General features: G+C 67.0%; 20 protein-coding genes and 1 tRNA gene. 5 read left to right on the plus strand and 16 right to left on the minus strand.

The window, feature by feature from the left end:
• Positions 1-192: 192 nt before the first annotated feature.
• The 8 genes from FBZ88_RS28005 to FBZ88_RS28040 all read right to left on the minus strand — a co-directional run bounded on the left by FBZ88_RS28005 (position 193) and on the right by FBZ88_RS28040 (position 7,509).
• Positions 193-621 carry a DUF1489 family protein gene (locus FBZ88_RS28005; RefSeq protein WP_145620282.1) on the minus strand — a complete coding sequence of 143 codons (429 nt, stop codon included), beginning with the start codon at positions 619-621 and terminating at the stop codon, positions 193-195.
• 133 nt (positions 622-754) lie between these two features.
• The gene (locus tag FBZ88_RS28010) at positions 755-1,096 is read right to left on the minus strand and encodes an acyl carrier protein (protein ID WP_145620283.1); all 342 of its coding nucleotides are present in this window, start codon (positions 1,094-1,096) and stop codon (positions 755-757) included.
• 176 nt (positions 1,097-1,272) lie between these two features.
• The gene (locus FBZ88_RS28015; protein ID WP_145620284.1) at positions 1,273-2,232 is read right to left on the minus strand and encodes an ion channel; all 960 of its coding nucleotides are present in this window, start codon (positions 2,230-2,232) and stop codon (positions 1,273-1,275) included.
• The gene (locus FBZ88_RS28020; RefSeq protein ID WP_145620285.1) at positions 2,232-2,837 is read right to left on the minus strand and encodes a 2-hydroxychromene-2-carboxylate isomerase; all 606 of its coding nucleotides are present in this window, start codon (positions 2,835-2,837) and stop codon (positions 2,232-2,234) included. Before FBZ88_RS28020 ends, FBZ88_RS28015 begins: the two co-directional genes overlap by 1 nt.
• A gap of 116 nt (positions 2,838-2,953) precedes the next feature.
• Positions 2,954-4,141, minus strand: a complete 1,188-nt coding sequence (locus tag FBZ88_RS28025) for an acetyl-CoA C-acyltransferase (RefSeq protein ID WP_145620286.1) — start codon at positions 4,139-4,141, stop codon at positions 2,954-2,956.
• Complete coding sequence (locus FBZ88_RS28030; protein ID WP_088871037.1) at positions 4,131-4,760, minus strand: TetR/AcrR family transcriptional regulator; 630 nt, start codon at positions 4,758-4,760, stop codon at positions 4,131-4,133. Before FBZ88_RS28030 ends, FBZ88_RS28025 begins: the two co-directional genes overlap by 11 nt.
• 133 nt (positions 4,761-4,893) lie before the next feature.
• A complete protein-coding gene (locus FBZ88_RS28035; protein ID WP_145613936.1) occupies positions 4,894-7,179 on the minus strand; it encodes an NADP-dependent malic enzyme in 2,286 nt (761 codons plus the stop codon).
• Positions 7,180-7,424: 245 nt separating this feature from the next.
• Positions 7,425-7,509: transfer RNA gene (locus tag FBZ88_RS28040), tRNA-Leu, on the minus strand.
• A 189-nt stretch (positions 7,510-7,698) separates the two neighbouring features.
• Here FBZ88_RS28040 and lipB point away from each other — a divergent pair.
• Positions 7,699-8,424, plus strand: a complete 726-nt coding sequence (lipB, locus tag FBZ88_RS28045) for a lipoyl(octanoyl) transferase LipB (protein WP_145620287.1) — start codon at positions 7,699-7,701, stop codon at positions 8,422-8,424.
• A 101-nt stretch (positions 8,425-8,525) separates the two neighbouring features.
• Complete coding sequence (locus FBZ88_RS28050; protein ID WP_145620288.1) at positions 8,526-9,299, plus strand: hypothetical protein; 774 nt, start codon at positions 8,526-8,528, stop codon at positions 9,297-9,299.
• 33 nt (positions 9,300-9,332) lie between these two features.
• On the opposite strand, the gene mscL is transcribed toward FBZ88_RS28050, so the two are convergent.
• The 7 genes from mscL to FBZ88_RS28085 all read right to left on the minus strand — a co-directional run bounded on the left by mscL (position 9,333) and on the right by FBZ88_RS28085 (position 16,497).
• On the minus strand, positions 9,333-9,734 hold the full coding sequence (gene mscL, locus FBZ88_RS28055) for a large conductance mechanosensitive channel protein MscL (protein WP_145620289.1): 402 nt from the start codon (positions 9,732-9,734) through the stop codon (positions 9,333-9,335).
• Positions 9,735-9,939: 205 nt separating this feature from the next.
• Entirely contained in the window at positions 9,940-10,749 is an 810-nt protein-coding gene (locus FBZ88_RS28060; protein WP_088871034.1) for a CheR family methyltransferase, read from the minus strand.
• A complete protein-coding gene (locus FBZ88_RS28065; protein WP_145620290.1) occupies positions 10,746-11,963 on the minus strand; it encodes a protein-glutamate methylesterase/protein-glutamine glutaminase in 1,218 nt (405 codons plus the stop codon). The genes FBZ88_RS28060 and FBZ88_RS28065 overlap by 4 nt, the downstream gene beginning before the upstream one ends.
• Positions 11,964-11,983: 20 nt before the next feature.
• Complete coding sequence (locus FBZ88_RS28070) at positions 11,984-12,349, minus strand: response regulator (RefSeq protein WP_004272883.1); 366 nt, start codon at positions 12,347-12,349, stop codon at positions 11,984-11,986.
• 54 nt (positions 12,350-12,403) lie between these two features.
• Positions 12,404-12,895 carry a chemotaxis protein CheW gene (locus tag FBZ88_RS28075; RefSeq protein ID WP_044559593.1) on the minus strand — a complete coding sequence of 164 codons (492 nt, stop codon included), beginning with the start codon at positions 12,893-12,895 and terminating at the stop codon, positions 12,404-12,406.
• Positions 12,892-15,570, minus strand: a complete 2,679-nt coding sequence (locus FBZ88_RS28080) for a hybrid sensor histidine kinase/response regulator (RefSeq protein ID WP_145620291.1) — start codon at positions 15,568-15,570, stop codon at positions 12,892-12,894. The genes FBZ88_RS28075 and FBZ88_RS28080 overlap by 4 nt, the downstream gene beginning before the upstream one ends.
• A 291-nt stretch (positions 15,571-15,861) precedes the next feature.
• On the minus strand, positions 15,862-16,497 hold the full coding sequence (locus FBZ88_RS28085) for a histidine phosphotransferase family protein (RefSeq protein WP_145620292.1): 636 nt from the start codon (positions 16,495-16,497) through the stop codon (positions 15,862-15,864).
• A gap of 207 nt (positions 16,498-16,704) precedes the next feature.
• Here FBZ88_RS28085 and FBZ88_RS28090 point away from each other — a divergent pair, with 207 nt between their 5' ends.
• The 3 genes from FBZ88_RS28090 (at position 16,705) to FBZ88_RS28100 (ending at position 19,247) form a co-directional block, all read left to right on the plus strand.
• Positions 16,705-16,920: a DUF3553 domain-containing protein gene (locus FBZ88_RS28090; protein WP_145620293.1), complete on the plus strand. Its 216-nt coding sequence runs from the start codon at positions 16,705-16,707 to the stop codon at positions 16,918-16,920.
• Positions 16,921-17,169: 249 nt separating this feature from the next.
• Positions 17,170-18,219, plus strand: a complete 1,050-nt coding sequence (gene moaA / locus FBZ88_RS28095) for a GTP 3',8-cyclase MoaA (RefSeq protein WP_145620323.1) — start codon at positions 17,170-17,172, stop codon at positions 18,217-18,219.
• Positions 18,220-18,374: 155 nt separating this feature from the next.
• Positions 18,375-19,247, plus strand: coding sequence for an NAD kinase (locus tag FBZ88_RS28100; protein WP_145620294.1), 873 nt, complete (start codon positions 18,375-18,377; stop codon positions 19,245-19,247).
• A 125-nt stretch (positions 19,248-19,372) separates the two neighbouring features.
• Here the strand turns inward: FBZ88_RS28100 and FBZ88_RS28105 are convergent, their stop codons facing one another.
• Positions 19,373-20,233 (minus strand): N-formylglutamate amidohydrolase, encoded by an 861-nt coding sequence (locus tag FBZ88_RS28105; RefSeq protein WP_145620295.1) that lies wholly within the window; start codon positions 20,231-20,233, stop codon positions 19,373-19,375.
• Positions 20,234-20,284 lie beyond the last annotated feature (51 nt).

A 20,284-nucleotide genomic window follows, 5' to 3' on the forward strand; every position in this document is an offset into this window, starting at 1 on the left:
CCAGAACTCAGGGATCGCTTCGCCGTCGCGCCGTTCGTTGTCGCCCGCCGCGTCGGTGAACGGGGTTATAGTGACCTCACCGGGGGGCTGTCTACTGCTTTTTTCGCCCGACCCTCACTTTTTTCGAAACGCGGCGTAGCCCCTATCCGGAAACCACTCCAAAGCCGGCAGGCCACCAGGAGAAGCAGCGGCTTAGGCCAGACCCAGCTGGCGCAGCTCCGCCAATATATGGGGCGGCAGGTCCTGCCCGCTGCCGCCCGCTTGATCCAGATCGGGCGGTGCGTCCTCCGGCTTCAGGTAGCGCCACCCCTGGAAGGGGCGCTTGGGCTGGGGCACGGTTTCCACCAGTTCAGTGTCCAACAGCATACGGCAAACCTCATCCCCCTCGGGCGAGCGCATGAGATCGAAACCGATGAAACGGGCGCGACAGCACAGGATGCCCTTCACCACCCAATAGAGGGAGCCGCCGTCCAGCAGCTCCGCCGTGCGCGTGGGCATGCGGCGGGTGTAGGTGGGCACCACCCGGTGGCCGTGCCAGTCCATCTGGTTGCGGTTGCGCCAATCGCGCATGTCGGCAAGGTCGGGGGCGCCCACGGCAAGGCGCAGCATATGAAGGGGCATGGTCTCAACAAGGCCGGTGTCTATCGGGGGGTTGAGACTACGAGCTTAAGCCTGGGGGTCAAGGCGCCCCGTCACAGGGGCGGTCCTCAAGCGGATCATAAGCGGGGCCTAGGCCCGACATCCAAGGAAGTAACTAAGCCCCGGCCGAGGCGTTCATGGCGCGGCACTTGGCCTCGAAACCGTCGGAGATGAATTCCGGCCGCTTGAACATGCCCTTCAGCCACGCGGCCAGCAGGCACAGTTCCTCTAGTTTCAGCACCTCATCCAGGGTGCCCTGGGGGAAGCGGATGGCGAAGCTGTCGGCGACGGTTTCCAGCACCTCTTCCACCTGCTCGATGCTGAGGCCGCAGTCGGTCTCCAGCACGGCGGTGCGGGTCAGGATTTTCTCGTCGACGCCGTAGTCGTCGCGGATCAGCTTCACGATCCAACGGAATAGGTGCATCCAGTTGGTGACGCCCTCGATCGACCGGCTCACGGCATCCCGCCCCTCAAGTTAGGCCCGCGCTGGGGTGACCCCGGAAGCGATATGCTCCCGCCCCACACGGCTGTCAGGTCCCCACCCCTATCAGAGAAGCGTTAAGACTTTTTTGACGTCGGCACCAGCGATGTTTCTTCCGTGATAACGGCCGGGCCCTGGACCAAACCCGGTTGTCAGCGATCGGGTGGCCGGCGGCTGCTGGAATAGCTGAAGATGGCGTTGAATCCGAACAGCAACAGCAACATGCCGACGATGACCTCGGCCGCCACGACCAGGCGGATGAAGCTGCCCACCGGCACGATATCGCCGTAGCCCACGGTCGACAGGGTCACGACGGAGAAATAAAGGCTCTCCGCGAATCCGATCTTCTGCGGCGCGCCGCCGATCATGAACTGGCTGACGGGGGAGAAGCGATCCACCACCGTATAGAGGGCGGCGAAGACGATCACCAGCAGGGAGTAGAAGGTGAAGAAGGCGAAGGCCGGCTCCGCCAGGCCGGCCACCTGCTCGAAAAACTCCTCGAACAGCAGGCCCGTCTCCAACAGCAGCACCACCACATCGTAGCTGACCAGCAGCACGATGAAGGCGATGAAGCCCATGGCGGCAAAGAAGGCGTCGCGCACCACGGGCTGGGGCGTTTCGGGAGTCAGCAGGAAGGTGGCCGCACCCACCAGACCCAGCGGCACCACCCAGCCGAAGGCGCGGCCGAAGCGGCGCAGGTCACGCCGCCTGGCGTTGCCCTCCGGCCGCGCCTGGACGATGGCGCGAATGCCTTCGCGCCGAATCACCACGCCGGCCAGGAAAGCGGCCAGTGGCAGGACGAAGCCCAGCCCCAGCAAGCCCGGCGGCAACTGGGAGAAGTGCGCCTCGACGAAAAACTCGAAGATGATGGCGTAGATGCCGACGAAGTTGGCCAAGCCGATGGTGAAGAAGCGGCTGCCGGGGAACAGCAGGTGGCAGGTGCCCACCACCACGACCACAGCCCCCAACAGCGCCAGCATCAGGCCCGGATCCGCCCCCTGGATGGTCAGCGAAATCAACGCCAGCAGACCCACTGTCAGGACGATGGGCGTCACCAGGGTGCGCTTGCGCCGCCGCCGGGGAGGAATGGGGCGGGGGGTGGTCACGTTCATCACCAGCCGCCCTGCGCCAGCCAGCGTTCCACCTGCACCAGGCGGTCCGCCCCCCAGAACCCCTCCCCATCCACGAAGATGAAGGGGGAGCCGAAGACCCCCCGGGCCATGGCGGCGTCGGTGGCGGCGCGCAACGCGTCCTTCACCGCCGGCTCCTGCAGGCCGGCCTTGAGGCTATCCGCATCCATACCGATACCGGTGGCGACATCCGCCACCGCGTCCACCCCGGAAATGTCCCGCCCCTCCTGCCAATGGGCGCGGTACAGCGCCTTCGCCAAGCTCCGCGCCAGGCCAACATCCCGGGCGGCCGTCCAGTAATAGGCGCGAGAGGACGCCACGGCATTGATCGGCATCACCTGCGGCCACACCAGCGGCAGGCCGTAATAGCGGGCGGAACGCATCACGTCATGCCGCAGGTAATCACCCTGCAAGGGGCGCAGCACCGTGGCCGTGACGCCCGTGCTCTTGAACACCGCCCCCAGCAGGATGGGGTGCCAGGCGACGGTGCGGCCATGGCGGGCCGCCAGTTCATCGATCGCCATGGCGGCGAAATAGCCGTAGGGCGAGGCGAAGTCGAAATAGAAGTCCAAGGGCTGCGCTGCCATCACAGGTCCCCTCCCCCCAATGTTATTCGGCCAATGTCATTCGGGCGGCCGCACCTCTCGGCACGACCGCCCGCCAGTATGCCCACTCGCCGGACCAGATCCAGCGTGGATGGATGTCAGTTGAGACGCTCGATGGCCACGGCCGTGGCTTCGCCGCCGCCGATGCACAGGCTGGCCACGCCCCGGGTCTGGCCATAGCGCTGCAGCGCCGCCAGCAAGGTCACCAGGATGCGGGCGCCCGAAGCGCCGATGGGATGGCCCAGGGCGCAGGCGCCGCCATGGACGTTGACCTTCTCGTGCGGAATGTCGAATTCCCGCATCGCGGCCATGGGCACCACGGCGAAGGCCTCGTTGATCTCGAACAGGTCGACATCTCGGGCGGACCAGCCGGTCTTGGCGAACAGGGTCTCGATGGCACCGATGGGTGCGGTGGTGAACCAGTTGGGCGCGCGGGCATGGCTGGCATGGCCGACGATGCGGGCCAGCGGCGCGAGGCCGCGCTTCTCCGCCACGCTGGCGCGGGTCAGCACCAGGGCGGCGGCACCGTCGCTGATGCTGGCGCTGCTGGCAGCCGTCACCGTGCCGTCCTTGCGGAACGGGGTCTTCAGGGTGGGGATCTTCTCCGGCTTGCCCTTCAGCGGCTGCTCATCCCGGCTGATGACGACATCGCCGGCCTTGCCCTTCACCGTGACGCCCACCGTCTCGCCATCGAACCAGCCGCCTTCCACCGCGGCCTTGGCCCGGCGCAGGCTTTCGATGGCGTAGGCGTCCTGCATCTCGCGGGTGAACTGGTAATGGCTAGCCGTGTCCTCGGCGAAAGTGCCCATGGCGCGGCCGCGGTCGTAGGCATCCTCCAGCCCGTCCAGCGCCATGTGGTCGTAGATGGTGGCATGGCCGTAGCGATAGCCGCCGCGCGCCCGGTCCAGCAGATAGGGGGCGTTGGACATGCTTTCCATGCCGCCGGCCAGCGCGATGTCGACGCTACCCGCCACCAGCAGGTCATGGGCGACCATGGCCGCCTTCATGCCGCTGCCGCACATCTTGTTCAAGGTGCTGCAGGGCACGGACTGCGGCAGGCCCGCGGCAAGCGCCGCCTGGCGGCCGGGTGCCTGGCCCTGGCCGGCCTGTAGCACGCAACCCATCACCACCTCATCGATGGCCTCAGGCGCGAGGCCGGCGCGTTCCACCGCCGCCTTCACGGCAGCGGCGCCCAGTTGGGCGGCCGGCAGGCTGGACAGGTCGCCCATCATGCCGCCCATGGCGGTGCGGGCGGCGCTGACGATGACAATCGGATCACTCGACATGGTTCATCTCTCCCGTTTGATTCTGTGTGGTGCCCAAAGCGCCGTCCACCTGGAGGCGCCAGGCACGGCGGACGAAATCCAGGCCCTCCGGCTCGCCCAGCAGGCGGCAGGTCATGGTCTGGGCGAAGGCGATACCCACCATCTGGAACGCGAACAGGGTGCAGTCGAGGCCGGGGCGGAAATGCCCCGCGGCCACCGCCATGGCGGCCCCCTGCCGGATGAAGGCGCGCAAGCGGCGCTGAGCGCCGGCGATCTCGTCCCGCAGCGGTCCCGGCCGGTCGTCCAGTTCCAGGCTGGCCGCCTGGATGGGACAGCCGCCGGGAAAGGGGGGTGAACGGTTCCACGCCCACCAGCCTTCGGCGAAAGCCTCCAGCCGCGGCAGGCCGCGCGGCAGGTCCAGCACCGGCCGGATGACATGGGTGGTGAAGCAGGCCTGGGCCTCCTGCAACACCGCCACCTGCAGCTGTTCCTTGGACCCGAAATGGGCGAACAGCCCACTTTTCGACAAGCCGGTACGCTCCGCCAACAGGCCGATGGTGAGACCTGACAGTCCATCCGTGCTCATGAGACTCAAGGCCTCACCCAGGATGGCGGCGCGCGTGCGGACACCCTTGCTCATGGGGCGAAAAATAAACGAACGATCGTGCTATTGTCAAGGCAAGGCCCTGCGCCGAAAAGCGAAGACCCGCCCCGGATCGCTCCGGGACGGGTCTTCAACGGCGTCGGCCAAGGGGCGCCCCGAGGGGCCAGGATCAGGCGTCCTCACCCGCCTCATGCATCTGGGCATCGACCACGGCCAGGGCCGACATGTTGACGATGCCACGCACGGTGACCGAGGGGGTGAGGATGTGCACCGGCTGGGCGGCGCCCAGCAGCACCGGTCCCACCGGCTGCCCCTCGCCCAGGGTCTTCAGCAGGTTGAAGGCGATGTTGGCGGCATCGCGGCTGGGCATGATCAGAAGATTGGCCATGCCCTTCAGGCGGCTGTTGGGGAACACCCGATTGCGGATGTCCTCGGAAATGGCGCTGTCGGCATGCATCTCGCCCTCGACCTCCAGCGTCGGGCACTGCTGCTCGATCTTGGCCAGGGCGGCCCGCATGGTCAGGGCCGAGGCGTCGCCGTGGCTGCCGAAGTTGGAGTGCGACAGCAAGGCCACCTTGGGCACCACGCCGAAGCGCCGCACCTCCTCCGCCGCCAGGGCCGTCATGGCGGCGATCTGATCGGCCGTGGGTTCCGGCGTCACATAGGCGTCGGCCAGGAAGAAGGTCCCCTTGGGCAGGATCAGCACCGACAGGGCGGCGGGAATGGTGGTGCCCGGCTTCAGCCCGATGACGTCCAGCACATGCTTCAGGTGCCAGTCATAGAGGCCGACCGTGCCGCCGATCATGGCGTCGGCGTCGCCCTTGCGCACCATCATCAGGCCGATGACGGTGGTGTTGTTGCGCACCACCTGGCGGGCGCGGTCCGGGCTGACGCCCCGGCGCTCCATGATGGCGTGATAGCTCTGCCAGTAGTCGGCATAGCGCGGATCGTTCTGCGGGTCGACCAGCTCGACATCGCGGTCCAACTGGATGCGCAGGCCCAGCTTCTCAATACGGCGCGCCACCACCTCACGCCGGCCGATGAGGATGGGCTTGGCCAGGCCGTCGTCCACCACGAACTGCACGGCACGCAGCACCCGCTCCTCCTCGCCCTCGCAGTAGACCAGGCGCTTGGGCGCCTGCTTGGCGCGGGAGAACACCGGTTTCATCAGCAGGCCGGAGCGGAAGACGAACTGCGACAGCCGCTCGCGGTAGGCGTCGAAATCGGTGATGGGGCGGGTGGCCACGCCGCTGTCCATGGCGGCCTTGGCCACCGCCGGCGCGATCTCCAGGATCAGGCGCGGGTCGAAGGGCTTGGGGATGATGTTGTCGGGGCCGAAACCGGCCTGCTGGTCGCCATAGGCGGCGGCCACCACGTCGTGCTGTTCCGCCATGGCCAGGCGGGCGATGGCCTCCACCGCGGCGATCTTCATCGCCTCGTTTATCTGGGTGGCGCCCACGTCCAAGGCACCCCGGAAGATGAAGGGGAAGCAGAGGACGTTGTTGACCTGGTTGGGGTAGTCGGACCGCCCGGTGGCGATGATGGCGTCAGGCTGCGCCTCACGCGCCTCTTCCGGCATGATTTCCGGGGTAGGGTTGGCCAGCGCCAGGATGACCGGCTGGCCCGCCATCTTGGACACCATGGGCTTGGTCAGAACGCGCGGGGCGGACAAGCCCAGGAAGATGTCCGCCCCATCGATGATGTCGTCCAGGGTGCGGGCGTTGGTCTTCTTGGCGTAGCGGGCCTTGCGCGGGTCCATCAGCTCGGTGCGGCCGTCATAGACCACGCCCTTGATGTCGCTGACCCAGATGTTGTCCACGGGCATGCCCATATCGACCAGCAGGTCCAGGCAGGCCAGCGCGGCGGCGCCGGCGCCGCTGGCCACCAGCTTGACCTCGTCGATCTTGCGGCCGCGCAGCTTCAGCGCGTTGGTGATGGCGGCGGCGACGATGATGGCGGTGCCGTGCTGGTCGTCATGGAAGACCGGGATCTTCATGCGCTCGCGCAGCTTGCTTTCCACGTAGAAGCATTCCGGCGCCTTGATGTCCTCAAGGTTGATGCCGCCGAAGGTCGGCTCCAGCGCGGCGATGACCTCGACCAGCTTGTCGGGATCCTTCTGGTCGATCTCGATGTCGAAGACGTCGATGCCGGCGAACTTCTTGAACAGGACGCCCTTACCCTCCATCACCGGCTTGGCGGCCAGCGGGCCGATGTCGCCCAGGCCCAGCACGGCGGTGCCGTTGGTAATGACGGCCACCAGGTTGCCGCGCGAGGTCATCTGGCTGGCCTCGGCCGGGTCGGCCACGATGGCCTCGCAGGCGAAGGCCACGCCGGGCGAATAGGCCAGGGCCAGATCGCGCTGAGTCGCCAGGGGCTTGGTCGGCGTGACGGCGATCTTACCCGGCGTCGGCAGCCGGTGATAGTCAAGGGCGGCTTCGCGAAACTCGTCGGACATGGGGCCGGTCTCTTCTGCGGGGACTGGGTCGCGAGCGGCATCACGAGGCGCCGATGCTTCCACGGGCGTCGTAAACCGTTCGGTCTGCTTCCTGCTTAAGGCGCGGGGGCCGGCATTGTCCAGAGGCCATGGGCACTATGGTGCCATTCGACGTCGGCGCGCCCACCTGCCATGCGCGGAAGCAGCGGGAAGCGACCATACGGAAGCGCGAAAGGCCGACCCCAGGGGGCCGGCCTTTCAGGTGATGGTGCGGTCAAGAAGACTCGAACTTCCACGGGTTGCCCCACAGCGACCTCAACGCTGCGCGTCTACCAATTCCGCCATGACCGCATCATGTCAGAACCTCGTCGGCAAGGGCTTGCCAACGGGTGAACGGGGGAATAGCAAATCGCCGATCCCATAGCAAGCCCTCGTGTGGCCCCATCGGGATCGGGACACACTATATAAAGGTGTGACCCAGGAAAGACCCCGGCGCCGCACCCGCCGGAACCGCCTTAGCACGACAGGTAAGCAACCGCGATGTCCCTGCCCCTGACCGAAACCGACGCCCTTCCCGCCTCTCCCTCTTTGGTTGGCCCTGAATGGCGCATCAGCGACCAGCCGGTTCCCTACCCCGAGGCGGTGGCCGCCATGGAGGAGCGCGTGGCCGCCATCCGCGCCGGTACGGCGCCCGAACTGGTGTGGCTGCTGGAACACCCGCCGCTGTACACCGCCGGCACCAGCGCCAAGGCGGAGGACCTGCTGGACCACGGCCGCTTTCCCGTGTTCCAGACCGGGCGCGGCGGGCAGTACACCTACCACGGTCCCGGCCAGCGCGTGGCCTATGTCATGCTGGACTTGGTGAAGCGCGGGCCCGACGTGCACCGCTATGTCACCAACCTGGAGGAATGGATCATCCGCACCCTGGCCCTGTTCAACATCAAGGGTGAGCGGCGCTGCGGCCGGGTGGGCATCTGGGTGGACAAGCAGCCCTATGGCGGACTGCCGGGCCAGGAGGACAAGATCGGCGCCATCGGTGTGCGCGTACGCCGCGGGATCACCTTCCACGGCATTTCCCTGAATGTGGATCCGGATCTCAGCCACTTCGGCGGCATCGTGCCCTGCGGCATCACCCAATTCGGCGTCACCTCCATGCATGCCCTGGGGCACCTGGTCAGCCTGCACGAGGTGGACGCGGCGATGCGTGACGCCTGGGACGGCGTGTTCGAGACCCCCGGCGCGGCTGTGGAGACCTGCGCCCGGTAAGGGTGCCCCGACTACCTATTTAGGGCTTAAACCTGCGATAGTTGGACGCCCAACCCGCCGCCACGCATAATTGCAGCAGCGTGGCAACGTTGGGGGGCACCATGGAAACCGCGATCACATCACAGCCTGTCGTAACGGCCAACCGGCATACCTTTTACGTTGCCATGGCCGCCGTCTTCCTGGCCATCGCCTTCGGCGGGTTTACGCCGACCTATTGGCGGCCGGTGCTCAGCGGCACCTTCCACCGGCCGGCCATCGTCCATATCCACGGCTTCGTCCTGTTTTCCTGGTGCTTGTTCTATTTCGCGCAGACGCTGCTGGCGGCGCGGGGCCGGACACCCGACCACCGCAGTTGGGGCTTGGCCGGCATCGCCCTGTTCAGCGTGATGATCTGCACCATCCTGGCCAGCCAAGTGGCCGTTCTGAACCTGTACGCCCAGCTGGGGTACGGCGACGCAGCCAAGCGCTTTGCCGCCGTCTCGCTGACGGCGCTGCCCCTGTTCATCGCCGTCTTCGTGCTGGCCATCGTGATGGTTCGACGACCGGAGGTGCACAAGCGGCTCATGATCCTGCTCATGGCCCTGCTGATGCAGCCGGCCATCGCCCGCGTTTTCGTGGCCCTGCTGGCCCCGCCCCCCGGGGCGGCGGCGGAGGGTCCGCCCCCGCCGCCCTTCGTGGCGATTCCCCCGGGCCTGGTCGCCGACCTGCTGCTGGTCGTGGCCCTGGTCCACGATTGGCGGACACGGGGACGGCCTCATCCCGTCTATGCCTATGGCTTGCCGCTGGCCGTCCTGAACCAGGTGGTCATGGTGCCCATCGCCGGCAGCGCCACCTGGATGACCCTTATGGATGGTTACACGAAGCTGTTCGGATAAGTGCCGGCCGGGGCTCCGGGTTTGGTCCCCGGATCAGTTCCTGGCCTTCAGCAGGTCGCGGATTTCCTCCAGCAGCACCTCCTGCCGGGGCGGGGCGGAAACCGCCTTGGTGCGGAAGCGGTTGACCTGCTTCACCAGCAGGAACACCGCACCGGCCACGATGAAGAAGCGGATGACGACGTTGATGAAGACGCCATAGTTGACGGTGGCCGCCCCGGCGTCCTGCGCCGCCTTCAGATTGGCGTAGTGCTCTCCGTTCAGGGCCAGGAAATAGCTGGAGAAGTCGATGCCGCCCATGACGTAGCCGATGGGCGGCATGATCAGGTCATTGACCAGCGAATTGACGATGCCGGTGAAGGCGGCGCCAACGATGATGCCGACGGCCAGGTCGATGACGCTGCCCCGGCTGATGAACGACTTGAACTCTTCCCACATCCTCGCGTCCCCTTTATTCGCGCGGTCCCGGCTGCGCGGGCCGCTTCATGGGTTGGTGGACACAGTATGCAGGCAGCGAGCCGCCAGGGTCACTACCCACAGGATGTAGGCGGCCCCCGCGAAAGCCCGGTCGAGGAAAGGGCCGGTCCCGTCGCCGGGCCGGCCCCTGCCATGAAGCGATATCTCCGGCCCTCGGGCCCCGCCGTCAGGGCAGGACGTACAGGCCGCGCTGGCCTTCCATGGGCTTGAACCTGTCGGTAATGCCCAAGACGGTCTCGGCGCCGCCCAGGTACAGCACGCCATCGGACGGCATCTGCTTGGCGATGGCCTCCAGCACCTTGGTCTTGGTCGGCTGGTCGAAGTAGATCAGCACGTTGCGGCAGAACACCACGTCGAACTGGCCCAGCGGCGACAGGTCGGTCAGCAGGTTGTATTCCCGGAAGGTGGCCATCTGCCGGATCTGCGGCGACAGCTGCCATTTGTCGCCGGTCTGCTTGAAATACTTCACCAGCATGGTGATGGGCAGGCCGCGCTGTACCTCGAACTGGGTGTAGATGCCGGCGCGCGACTTCTCCACCATCTCCGACGACAGGTCGGTGCCCACGATCTCGATGCGCCAGCCGTTCAGGCGCACGCTGTCCTCCGACAGCATCATGGCCAGTGAATAGGCTTCCTGCCCGCTGGAACAGGCGGCCGACCAGATTCGGATGGATTTCTTGGTAGCCCGGCTTTCCAGCAGGGCCGGCAGAACCACCTGCTTGAACTGGTCGAAGGGCTTCTGGTCGCGGAAGAAGGACGACTCGTTGGTCGTCATCGCCTCCGTGATGTCCTTCAGCAGGTTTTCGTCCTTGCGGGCGCGAACCGTGGCCGCCAGCTCATCCAGCGTTTTCAGGTTCCACTTCCGCGCTACGGGCATGAGGCGCGATTCCAGCAGGTAGGCCTTGTCCTTGGTCAGGACCAAGCCCGAACGCTGCTTCAGCATCGTGCAGAACATGTCGAAGTCTTCGACCTTCATGCCGCCGTCCTCAGTGCGATCTTGCGGATAAACGGACCGATCTCCTTCAAGGGCAGGATGGAACTGCACAAGCCCGCCGTTGCCACGGCGCCCGGCATGCCCCACACCACGCTGCTGGCCTCGTCCTGGCCAACAACCATACCCCCGGCCTGGACCACCTGGTCGCAGCCGCTGCGACCGTCATGCCCCATGCCGGTGAGGATGACCGCCAACACCTTACGCCCATAAATCTTAACAATACTGCGCAACATGGGATCGACCGCCGGCCGGCAGAAATTTTCCGGCGGGTCCTTGGTCAGTTGCGCGGTGGTCACGCCGTTGCGCGACACCAGCAGGAAGTGGTTGTCGCCCGGCGCCACATAGGCACGGCCACCGACGATGGGCTCCCCATCCTTGGCCTCCGCGCACTCGATCCCGCACTGGCGGGTGATGTGCTCGGCCAGGATGGTGGTGAAGGTCGCCGGCATATGCTGGGTGATGACGATGGGCTGGTGCAGCCCGCCACGGAAATTGGCCATCACCTCGAACAAGGCCTGCGGCCCGCCGGTGGAGCTGCCGATGGCGATGATGTCCGGCCGGATGTCGGGCGCCGGGCGCAGCACCACCGGACCATGGTCCAGCAGACGGCTGCGGATGGGCGACGGTGCCGCGGTGCCGGCGGGCGCCGGCGCCGGCGCGCCCCCGGGAACGGGTGCCACGACGGGGCGCGGGGCCAGCGGCCGTGAGGGCGTGCCCTTGGACGGATCGGCCCGGCGGGCGGCCTCGCCCAGCGCCTGGACCTTGCTGACCAGCTCCGCCTTGAAGCTCTCCGCGCCCGTCAGCTCCCGCGTCGAGGACGGCTTGGTGACATAGTCGGAAGCGCCGGCGCGCAGGGCCCGCAGCGAGATGTCGGCATTCTTGGCCGTCAGGGTCGAGGCCATGATGACCTTGACCGCCGGATCGGCGGCGATCAGCTGCGGCAGCGCCGTCAGCCCATCCATCACCGGCATCTCGATGTCCAGGACGATGACGTCCAGGGTCTGACGCTGCAGGGTGTTGATGGCCATCTGGCCGTTGGCCACGGAAGCGACGACACGGATGGTGCCGTCACCTTCCAGGGTACGCGTCAGCAAGCCACGGATGACCGCCGAATCGTCCACGACCATGACCCGGTACGGCTCGGTCGTGGAGGCCGCCGAGGACGCGGCCTGAGGTCGTCCGGGGATATCGTTCATGATCTTATGGTTCCCGGGCGTCAGAGAAGCCCGACCTGCTGGAACTTGGTTTGGATGATCTCGCTGTCGAAGGGCTTCATGATGTACTCGTTGGCACCGGCCGACAGCGCCTCCTGGATGTGGGCCAGATCGTTTTCGGTCGTGCAGAACACCACCTTGGGCGTCTGGCCCCCCGACATCTTGCGCAGACGCCGCAGGAACTCGATGCCGGTCATGACCGGCATGTTCCAGTCCAGCAGGATGGCGTCCGGCATGGACGCCGCGCACGCTTCCATCGCCTGCTTGCCATCCTCGGCTTCTGAACAGGTGAAGTTCAGCTCTTCCAGGATCTTGCGCGCGACCTTGCGCACGACGCGGCTGTCATCGACGACCAGGCAGGACTTCATGCAAAGGACCTCGGTTGCTAAGCGCTCGAAAGCACCGGTGGGTTAAGCCCAGGCTCAGGCGGCTTCGGTATTAGCGAAATTCAACAACCGCGACACGTCAAGCACAACGAGAAGATTTTCCCGCAGACGATAAATACCCGTGGACACCTCGCGCCAACGCGCGTCCATCGTGGCCGGCTGGCGTTCGAAGTCATCCGAGGTCAGGCTCAACACTTCACCGACGCTGTCGACCATAAGGGAGTAAAGCTCCCCCTTGTGGTCCACGACGATGCTCATGCCGGGCTTGTCCGCCGCCCGCGGCGGCAGGCCCAGGCGCAAGCGCACGTCGATGGCGGTGACGATGCGGCCGCGCAGGTTCAGCGAACCGGCAACCTCCGGCGGCGCCAGGGGGATGCGGGTGATGCGCTGGGGCCCCAGCACGTCCTGCACCTGCAGGACCGGGATGCCGAACACCTGATCGGCGATGGTCATGGTGACGAAGTCTTCGTTCTTGACGACCGCGACTTCGGTGCTGGCGGTGCGCTTGGCGGGCAGGTTCGTACTCATGCGGCACCCTTGGTCTCGGAGATGGTCTGCTGCAGCGTGAAGAGAAGCGCGTCGCGGTCGAACTTCGCCACATAGTCGGTGAAGCCGGCCTGGCGACCGCGGTCAAGGTCGCGCGGGGTGGCGTGGCTGGACAGGGCCACCAGCGGCACGTTCTGCCAGCGGCTGTTGCCACGGACGGCCTGGGCGAACTCCAGCCCGCTCATGCCCGGCATCTCGATGTCACTGACGATGACGTCGAAGTCCTCCCCCGATTCACAGAGGCCCAGGGCCTCATCCGCGCTCTGCACCGCCGTGACGTCGTAACCCGACACGGTCAGCAGCGGGGTCAGCAGATTGCGGAAGAAGGGGCTGTCGTCGACCAGCAGCACCTTGTGCAAGCGCTCGTCCTCGAAACGGTCGGTGGCGTTGCCGAACCAGTCGCGGAAGGCCTGGGTCAGGTAAAAGCCGGCGTCGATGACGTCCGTCGCCTTGTCGGCGATGATGGCGCTGCCCATGAAGCCGGCGCGTTCCGTGCCCAGTTCCACCTGCAGGCGGTCTTCGACGATGTCGATGATCTCGTCCACCACCAGGCCCATCGAGCGGTCGCCGTCGGCGAACACCAGCACCGGCTGGCGCTTGTCGCGTTGGACCTGCCAGGACGGGTCGATGGGCACCAGCGGCATCAGCTTGCCACGGTATTGCACCACCGGCTGGCCGTTGGAGGCCTCGACCTGGTTGAGGTCGATGTCTTCCAGGCGGGCGACCAGCGAGAGCGGGACGGCCTTGGGCGCACCGTCGCCGGCGCGGAACAGCAGCAGGGCCATGCGGTCGTCCTGACGGGTGGACTGCTTCGCCTCGGCGGCCGCGGCGGCGGTGTCGTGCATGCCCCCCGCGATCTCGCCGGAGAAGCTGGCGATGCCGTTGGGGTCCAGGATCATGATGACGGAGCCATCACCCAGGATGGTGTTGCCGGAGAACAGCTCGATATGGCGCAGGATGGGGGCCACCGGCTTCACCACGATTTCTTCCGTGTCGAAGACGCGGTCGACGATGATGCCGAAGGTATAGTTGCCGACCTGGGCCACCACGATGAAGGTCTCGCGGTTGTCCTGGTCGCCGTCGCCCAGCTTCAGCAGCCGTTCCAGGCTGACCAGCGGCAGCAGACGGTTGCGCAGGCGCAGGACCGGCGTGCCGTTGATCCGCTCGATCTTGTGCTCGCTGTCGTTGGCGGCGCGCACCAGCTCGATCACGCTGATCTGCGGGATGGCGAAGCGCTCGCCGCCGCATTCGACGACCAGGGCCGAGACGATGGCCAGGGTCAGCGGGATCTTGATGGTGAAGGTGGTGCCGCGGCCCTCGACGGACTTCAGCTCGATGGTGCCGCCGATCTTCTCGATGTTGGTCTTCACCACGTCCATGCCGACGCCGCGGCCGGAAACGCTGGTGACCTTGGCGGCGGTGGAGAAGCCGGCCTTGAAGATGAACTGCTGGATCTGCTGGTCGGACATGCCGGCCAGCTCCACCTCGGTGGCCAGGCCGTTCTGCAGGATCTTGCGCTTGATGGCCTCGATCGCCAGGCCCTTACCATCGTCGGAAATCTCGATGATGATGTGGCCGCCCTCATGGAAGGCGTTCAGCGTGACGCGGCCGGTCTCGGGCTTGCCCTTGGCCACGCGCTCCGCCGGCAGCTCCAGGCCGTGGTCGGCGGAGTTGCGGACCATGTGGGTCAGCGGGTCCTTGATCAGCTCCAGCACCTGACGGTCCAGTTCCGTCTCGGCGCCCAGCATCTGCAGGTCGATCTTCTTGTGCAGTTCGTGCGCCAGGTCGCGCACCAGGCGCGGCAGCTTGGCCCAGGCGTTGCCGATGGGCTGCATGCGCGTCTTCATGACGCCTTCCTGCAGCTCTGACGTCACGTGGTTCAGGCGCTGCAGCGGGACCGCGAACTCGCTTTCCTTCTGGCTGCGCAGGATCTGCAGCAACTGGTTGCGGGTCAGCACCAGCTCGGAAACCATGGTCATCAGGTTTTCGAGCAGATCGACGTTGACGCGGATGGTCTGGTTGGCCAGGGACGACTCGCCACCATCACCGCCACCGGCGGCGGGGGGTGGCGGGGGCGGTGCCTGGGGAGCGGCCGGGGCCGGGGCCGGCGGGGCGGCCTCCGCCACGGGCGCCACTTCGCGGGTGGTGGCGGCGGCCGGCACCGACGGCGCGGCGGCCACGGGGGCCGGCGGCGGCGGGGCCACGGGTTCCGGCACGGGTTCGGGCGCCGGCGGCGGGGGCGGTGCGGCGGCGGCAGGGGCGGCCGCGGCGGGCGCCTCCCGGCCTTCGGCCAGCGCGTTCAGGCGGTTGATCAGGTCTTCGTCGTTACCGGCCGGCTCGGCCTCGGTCTTTTCCAGAACCAGCAGGATCGACTTGATGGCGTCCAGGGATTCCAGGATCAGCGTGACCGCATAGGGGCTGACGTTCAGCTCGCCATCGCGGAAGCGGCCCAGCACGTTCTCCGACGCATGGGCCACCGCTTCCAGCCGCGGCAGGCCGAGGAAGCCGCAGGTGCCCTTGATGGTGTGAACCAGCCGGAAGATGTTGCTCAGCAGGCTGGGGTCATTCGGGTTCTGCTCAAGCCGCACCAACTCAACGTCCAAGACCGCGATGTTTTCATTGGTCTCGGTCAGAAATTCGCTCAGCAGATCATCCATGGTCCACGTCCCGTTGCCATGCGCGTATCGACGCCGTCCCGACGGGCGGCCCCGTTTGGAATAAGGTTTAAGCCCCCGACCCCGCCCCACATCAAAACACCCGGCCAAACCCCTTCGGCCGCGATGGGTGTCCTAATAGTGACAGGGGGCGCCACTCCCTACACCCATCTTTTCCAGAAAGACGATTAAGAACACGTTACTCCTGCGAGATTGATGGCGTGCCCCGTGCAACAAGACAAGCGATAAACGCGTTAAGGTTCGCTATCGGCGTGAAACGGCGCCCGGCCCCCGTCAAGCGGCCCGCCTCTCCAGCCAGAAGCGCAATGCTTCCGCACCTTTGGCCTCGGTGACGATGCGCCAGCCGCACTGTTCGGCGAAGCGGCCGGTGACATAGGCCTGGACGCTGCGCGGGGTCAGGTCGGCCTGCGCCACGGCCCCGTCCAGTGCCTCGCGCACCTCGTCGCGCAGGCTGACAGTGCGCCCCTCCGCCGCCACCGAGAGCACAGCACCGCCAGCCCCCGCGGCGACCGTCACCACCCCGCCGTGCGGCATGGCCTCCTCCGCCAGCAAACCCAGGTTCAGCGCCAGTTTCAGCACGCCGTCCTCAGATCCGGGCATGATGTCGGCCGGCCAGTCCAGGCGCGTGCGCCCACCCCGGAACCAGGCGCCCAGCACCGTCCGCGCCTCGGCCGCGGTGAAGGCGCCGCTGTTGCCGGCCGCCCCATAGGCCAGGCGGAACAGGCGCAGGCGCCGTGCCGCCTGGTCTGCGCTGTCCGCGATCAGGGACATGGCCTCCTCGGCCATGGATGGGCCCATCTCCTCAATAAGTTCGACGCCATTTCCGATGGCGCCCACCGGGCTGATCAAATCGTGGCAAAGGCGGGAGCACAGCAGCTCGACAACGTGCAGTTCCAGGGAGACCGTCATTCATGTGGGCCTTGTTTTGGGGCCTTGTCCGGGCGGCGTGGCGGTTCATAGTGTGCATGGCGCAGCATAGTGGACGCCCGGCCGGATGGCAGGGATTTAGCGAAGCGCCTGCCTAAGAACAAACGGATAAGGGCAAAAGGATAGGTGACGTTTTTTTTCGTCACCGCCGGCGCCCGCCCCACCCTCTAGCCCGAGGATATACGCCCCATGCCCCCCTTCACCCCCGAATCAGGCGCGGCCGCGGCACTGCTGACCCCCGGCGCCTACGTCGTGCACGCCGGCCAGCCGGACTGGGGCCTGGGACAGGTGCAGTCGGCCGTGGGCATGCGGGTCACTGTCAACTTCCCCCACGCCGGCAAGCAGCTGATCGATGCCAGCGTCGTGCCCCTGCGGGTGGTGGAACCGGAAGATTGGATGCCCTGACCGCCCCGCCCACCCTGCCATGGCCCCTCATCGCGGCCCCCATCGCGCCGTTGCCGCCGTCACAGCGTCCCCCTCGACGCTAAGAGGGGGCTGCATTGCTATGGTTGCCGCACCATATTTGCCGTAGATGAGTGAGGGGATGCGCCCGCTGCAGGGCGGGCGGCTTCCTGAGCAGCATGGTTGAGGACGGTTGAGACGATGGCGGACGGCGCCCTGACACCCATGGCCAACGGCACCTTCGGCACAACGATGCCGGCACGCGGCCAGCCGCCGCTGGTTGATCCCTTCGGCCGGTCCATCCGGTACCTGCGCGTTTCCGTGACCGACCGTTGCGACTTCCGCTGCGTCTACTGCATGGCGGAGGAGATGACCTTCCTGCCCAAGGCGGAAGTGCTGTCGCTGGAAGAGCTGGAGCGGCTGTGCGGCGCCTTCATCCAGACGGGCGTGCGCAAGCTGCGCCTGACGGGAGGCGAGCCCCTGGTGCGCCGGGGCATCATGGAGCTGATCCGCCGGCTGGGACGCCACCTGGACTCAGGATCCCTGGACGAACTGACCCTGACCACCAACGGCAGTCAGCTGGCCAAGTACGCGGCCGAGCTGTACGCCGCCGGCGTGCGCCGCGTGAACGTCAGCCTGGACACGCTGGACCCCGACCGCTTCCAGGCCATCACCCGCTGGGGCAAGCTGGCCCCCGTGCTGGATGGCATCAGGGCCGCCAAGGAGGCCGGCCTTTCCGTCAAGATCAACTGCGTGGCCCTGCGCGGAGTGAATGACGGCGAGGTGCACGATCTGGTCGCTTGGTGCGGGCGCGAGGGTCATGACCTGACCTTCATCGAGGTCATGCCCCTGGGTGACATGGACAGCGGTGACGCCGGGGGGGCCAACCAGGGCGACACGGTGCGGGCGGACCAGTATTGGCCCCTGTCCATGCTGCGCGCCGAGCTGGCCAAGCGCTGGACCCTGACCGACCTGCCCATCAGCACCGGCGGCCCCGCCCGCTATGCCCGGGTGGCAGAGACGGGCGGCCGCGTCGGCTTCATCACGCCGATGACCCATAATTTCTGCGAAAGCTGCAATCGGGTGCGGCTGACCTGCACCGGCATGCTGTACATGTGCCTGGGCCAGGACGACGCCGCCGACCTGCGCGCCGTCATGCGCGGCGCGCCCGGTGACGACGACGCCCTGCTGGCCGCCATCAAGGAGGCCATCGCCCGCAAGCCCAAGGGCCACGACTTCATCATCGACCGCCGACAGAAGGCGCCGGCCGTCGCGCGGCACATGAGCGTCACCGGCGGCTGAGGCCGGCACCCGCTTCGCGATCCGTTCTCAAAGACACCGGTTTCCGGGGTAGCTGGGCATTTCCTTTGGCCGGATCAATCCGGTAAGGTGTGCGTCCGTTTCGGTCAAAAGGCCCTTCCCTTCCCTCCCGAGTCCTGGACCCAGGCGAAAGCGCCATGCTCGACGAACCCACACGCCCCGCCGCCTCCCCGCCAGGCCCAGCCGGCCAGGCGCCCGTCCCGGCAGCGGCGGAGGCGACCGCGCAATGCGCCCCGGTGCCCCTGCCTGCCAAGCCGGCCTTCTGCATCGTCGCGGCGGAGACGCCGGAGGCGGAGGCCGCCCGCACCACATTGTCGGAGCGCTATCGCACCGTGCGGGCGGAGGACGCGGACGTCATCATCGCACTGGGCGGCGACGGTTTCCTGCTGGAAACGCTGCACCGCCATCTGCCCTTGTGCAAACCCGTCTACGGAATGAACCGGGGCTCAGTCGGCTTCCTGCTGAACAACTTCAGCCCCCGGGGCCTGACCGACCGCGTGCGCCGGGCGCAGCGCGTGGCGCTGAACCCGCTGCGCATGGTCGCCGTCAACGCCCAGGGCCGGCATGAGGCGCTGGCCTTCAACGAGGTGTCGCTGCTGCGCGAGACGCGCCAGGCCGCCAAGCTGCGCATCAGCGTCGATGGGGTGGAGCGCCTGCCGGAACTGGCCTGCGACGGCGCCCTGGTGTCCACCCCCGCCGGCAGCACCGCCTACAACCTGTCGGCCCATGGCCCCATCGTGCCCCTGGGCGCCGGCATCCTGGCGCTGACCCCCATCAGCGCCTTCCGCCCCCGCCGCTGGCGCGGCGCCCTGCTGCCCCACACTGCCAAGTTGCAGTTCGACATCCTGGAAGGCGCCAAGCGCCCTGTCAGCGCCGTGGCCGACTTCACCGAAATCCGCGACGTGGCCCGCGTGGAGGTCTGCGAGGACCGCAGCGTGGCGTCCATCCTGCTGTTCGATCCGGAGATGAACCTGGAGGAACGGATCCTCAAGGAACAGTTCACGCCTTAGGTACGGCCCTCAAAAGCGCTTGACCACAAAGGCAGTCGCTCGTTTCACGATCCGCTGACGCCCTTCACAAAATTCCGGCGGGGGCCGTCGCGGCCTATCAAACAATTAAGGAAGGCGGAATAGCCCTACTCCGCCGCCAGGCGCCGGTCGCCCACGCGGGCCAGGGCGAAGGCGTGGATGGCGCGCATCAGGTCTTCCAGGTCGTGGGACAGGCGCCAGTAGCCGTCGTGCCGCTCCAGCGTTTCCTCATCCATGTACAGGCGGCGGTCGATCTCCAGCTGCAGGCTGTTGCGGCCCCGGGTGGGGATGCCGTAACGGCGCACCAGTTCCACCCCCTTGTAGGGATCGTTGTGGCGCACCCGGTAACCCATGCCGCGCAGGGTGGCGGCCACGAAGCGGCTAAAGGACGGGTCGCAGCAGACTCCGTCGCGGTCGCCCAGCACGAAGTCGGCACCGGCGTCACCCGTGCCCAGGGTGGGCATGGAGTGGCAATTGATGTGCCAGACTTGGCCGAAGCGGGCGTGCAGCCCGTCCAGCGCCGCCTTCAACTGGGCGTGATAGGGCCGCCAGTAGCGCTCGATGCGGGCCTGCACCTCCCTCACCGTCAGCTTGGCGGCGTACAGCGCCTCGCCCGGGCGGCTGACGGTGCGGATCAGGCCCATGCCGTGGCGGCTTTTCTCCGATGGGTTCAGCGGGCCCGGCCAGGGGTCGGCCAGGCAGGCGGGGTCGATGTCATCCTCCGCCCGGTTCACGTCGATGTAGCTGCGCGGGAACAGGGCCTGCAGCAGCGTGGCGCCCAGGGCTGGGGCACGGGCGAACAGCTCATCCACATGCGCATCCTCTGACTGCCGCAACAGCATGAGCGGGCAGCGCGGGCTGAAGCCCAGGGGATAGGCGGACCCGCTGTGGGGCGAGTCATAGACGACGGGAACGGGCGTGCCTTCCGGGTCATGGCGCACCAGCACATCATCTATGATGAATTTCATGCCAACCTCACAACCGCCGATGACGGCGGCAACAAAGCCAGCCATCATAAG

Origin of the sequence: Nitrospirillum bahiense (assembly GCF_007828025.1) — a bacterium.
Classification (GTDB): domain Bacteria; phylum Pseudomonadota; class Alphaproteobacteria; order Azospirillales; family Azospirillaceae; genus Nitrospirillum; species Nitrospirillum amazonense.

What these genes read in the sequence shown, in the direction of transcription:
- FBZ88_RS28050 (WP_145620288.1), top strand. Translation starts at nt 8,526, where the DNA reads ATGGAAACCGCGATCACATCACAGCCTGTCGTAACGGCCAACCGGCAT.
- lipB (WP_145620287.1), top strand. Translation starts at nt 7,699, where the DNA reads ATGTCCCTGCCCCTGACCGAAACCGACGCCCTTCCCGCCTCTCCCTCT.
- FBZ88_RS28025 (WP_145620286.1), bottom strand. Translation starts at nt 4,141, where the DNA reads ATGTCGAGTGATCCGATTGTCATCGTCAGCGCCGCCCGCACCGCCATG.
- FBZ88_RS28065 (WP_145620290.1), bottom strand. Translation starts at nt 11,963, where the DNA reads ATGAACGATATCCCCGGACGACCTCAGGCCGCGTCCTCGGCGGCCTCC.
- FBZ88_RS28005 (WP_145620282.1), bottom strand. Translation starts at nt 621, where the DNA reads ATGCCCCTTCATATGCTGCGCCTTGCCGTGGGCGCCCCCGACCTTGCC.
- FBZ88_RS28100 (WP_145620294.1), top strand. Translation starts at nt 18,375, where the DNA reads ATGCTCGACGAACCCACACGCCCCGCCGCCTCCCCGCCAGGCCCAGCC.
- FBZ88_RS28030 (WP_088871037.1), bottom strand. Translation starts at nt 4,760, where the DNA reads ATGAGCAAGGGTGTCCGCACGCGCGCCGCCATCCTGGGTGAGGCCTTG.
- FBZ88_RS28090 (WP_145620293.1), top strand. Translation starts at nt 16,705, where the DNA reads ATGCCCCCCTTCACCCCCGAATCAGGCGCGGCCGCGGCACTGCTGACC.
- moaA (WP_145620323.1), top strand. Translation starts at nt 17,170, where the DNA reads ATGCCGGCACGCGGCCAGCCGCCGCTGGTTGATCCCTTCGGCCGGTCC.
- FBZ88_RS28080 (WP_145620291.1), bottom strand. Translation starts at nt 15,570, where the DNA reads ATGGATGATCTGCTGAGCGAATTTCTGACCGAGACCAATGAAAACATC.
- FBZ88_RS28015 (WP_145620284.1), bottom strand. Translation starts at nt 2,232, where the DNA reads ATGAACGTGACCACCCCCCGCCCCATTCCTCCCCGGCGGCGGCGCAAG.
- FBZ88_RS28020 (WP_145620285.1), bottom strand. Translation starts at nt 2,837, where the DNA reads ATGGCAGCGCAGCCCTTGGACTTCTATTTCGACTTCGCCTCGCCCTAC.
- FBZ88_RS28085 (WP_145620292.1), bottom strand. Translation starts at nt 16,497, where the DNA reads ATGACGGTCTCCCTGGAACTGCACGTTGTCGAGCTGCTGTGCTCCCGC.
- mscL (WP_145620289.1), bottom strand. Translation starts at nt 9,734, where the DNA reads ATGTGGGAAGAGTTCAAGTCGTTCATCAGCCGGGGCAGCGTCATCGAC.
- FBZ88_RS28035 (WP_145613936.1), bottom strand. Translation starts at nt 7,179, where the DNA reads ATGTCCGACGAGTTTCGCGAAGCCGCCCTTGACTATCACCGGCTGCCG.
- FBZ88_RS28070 (WP_004272883.1), bottom strand. Translation starts at nt 12,349, where the DNA reads ATGAAGTCCTGCCTGGTCGTCGATGACAGCCGCGTCGTGCGCAAGGTC.
- FBZ88_RS28075 (WP_044559593.1), bottom strand. Translation starts at nt 12,895, where the DNA reads ATGAGTACGAACCTGCCCGCCAAGCGCACCGCCAGCACCGAAGTCGCG.
- FBZ88_RS28105 (WP_145620295.1), bottom strand. Translation starts at nt 20,233, where the DNA reads ATGAAATTCATCATAGATGATGTGCTGGTGCGCCATGACCCGGAAGGC.
- FBZ88_RS28060 (WP_088871034.1), bottom strand. Translation starts at nt 10,749, where the DNA reads ATGAAGGTCGAAGACTTCGACATGTTCTGCACGATGCTGAAGCAGCGT.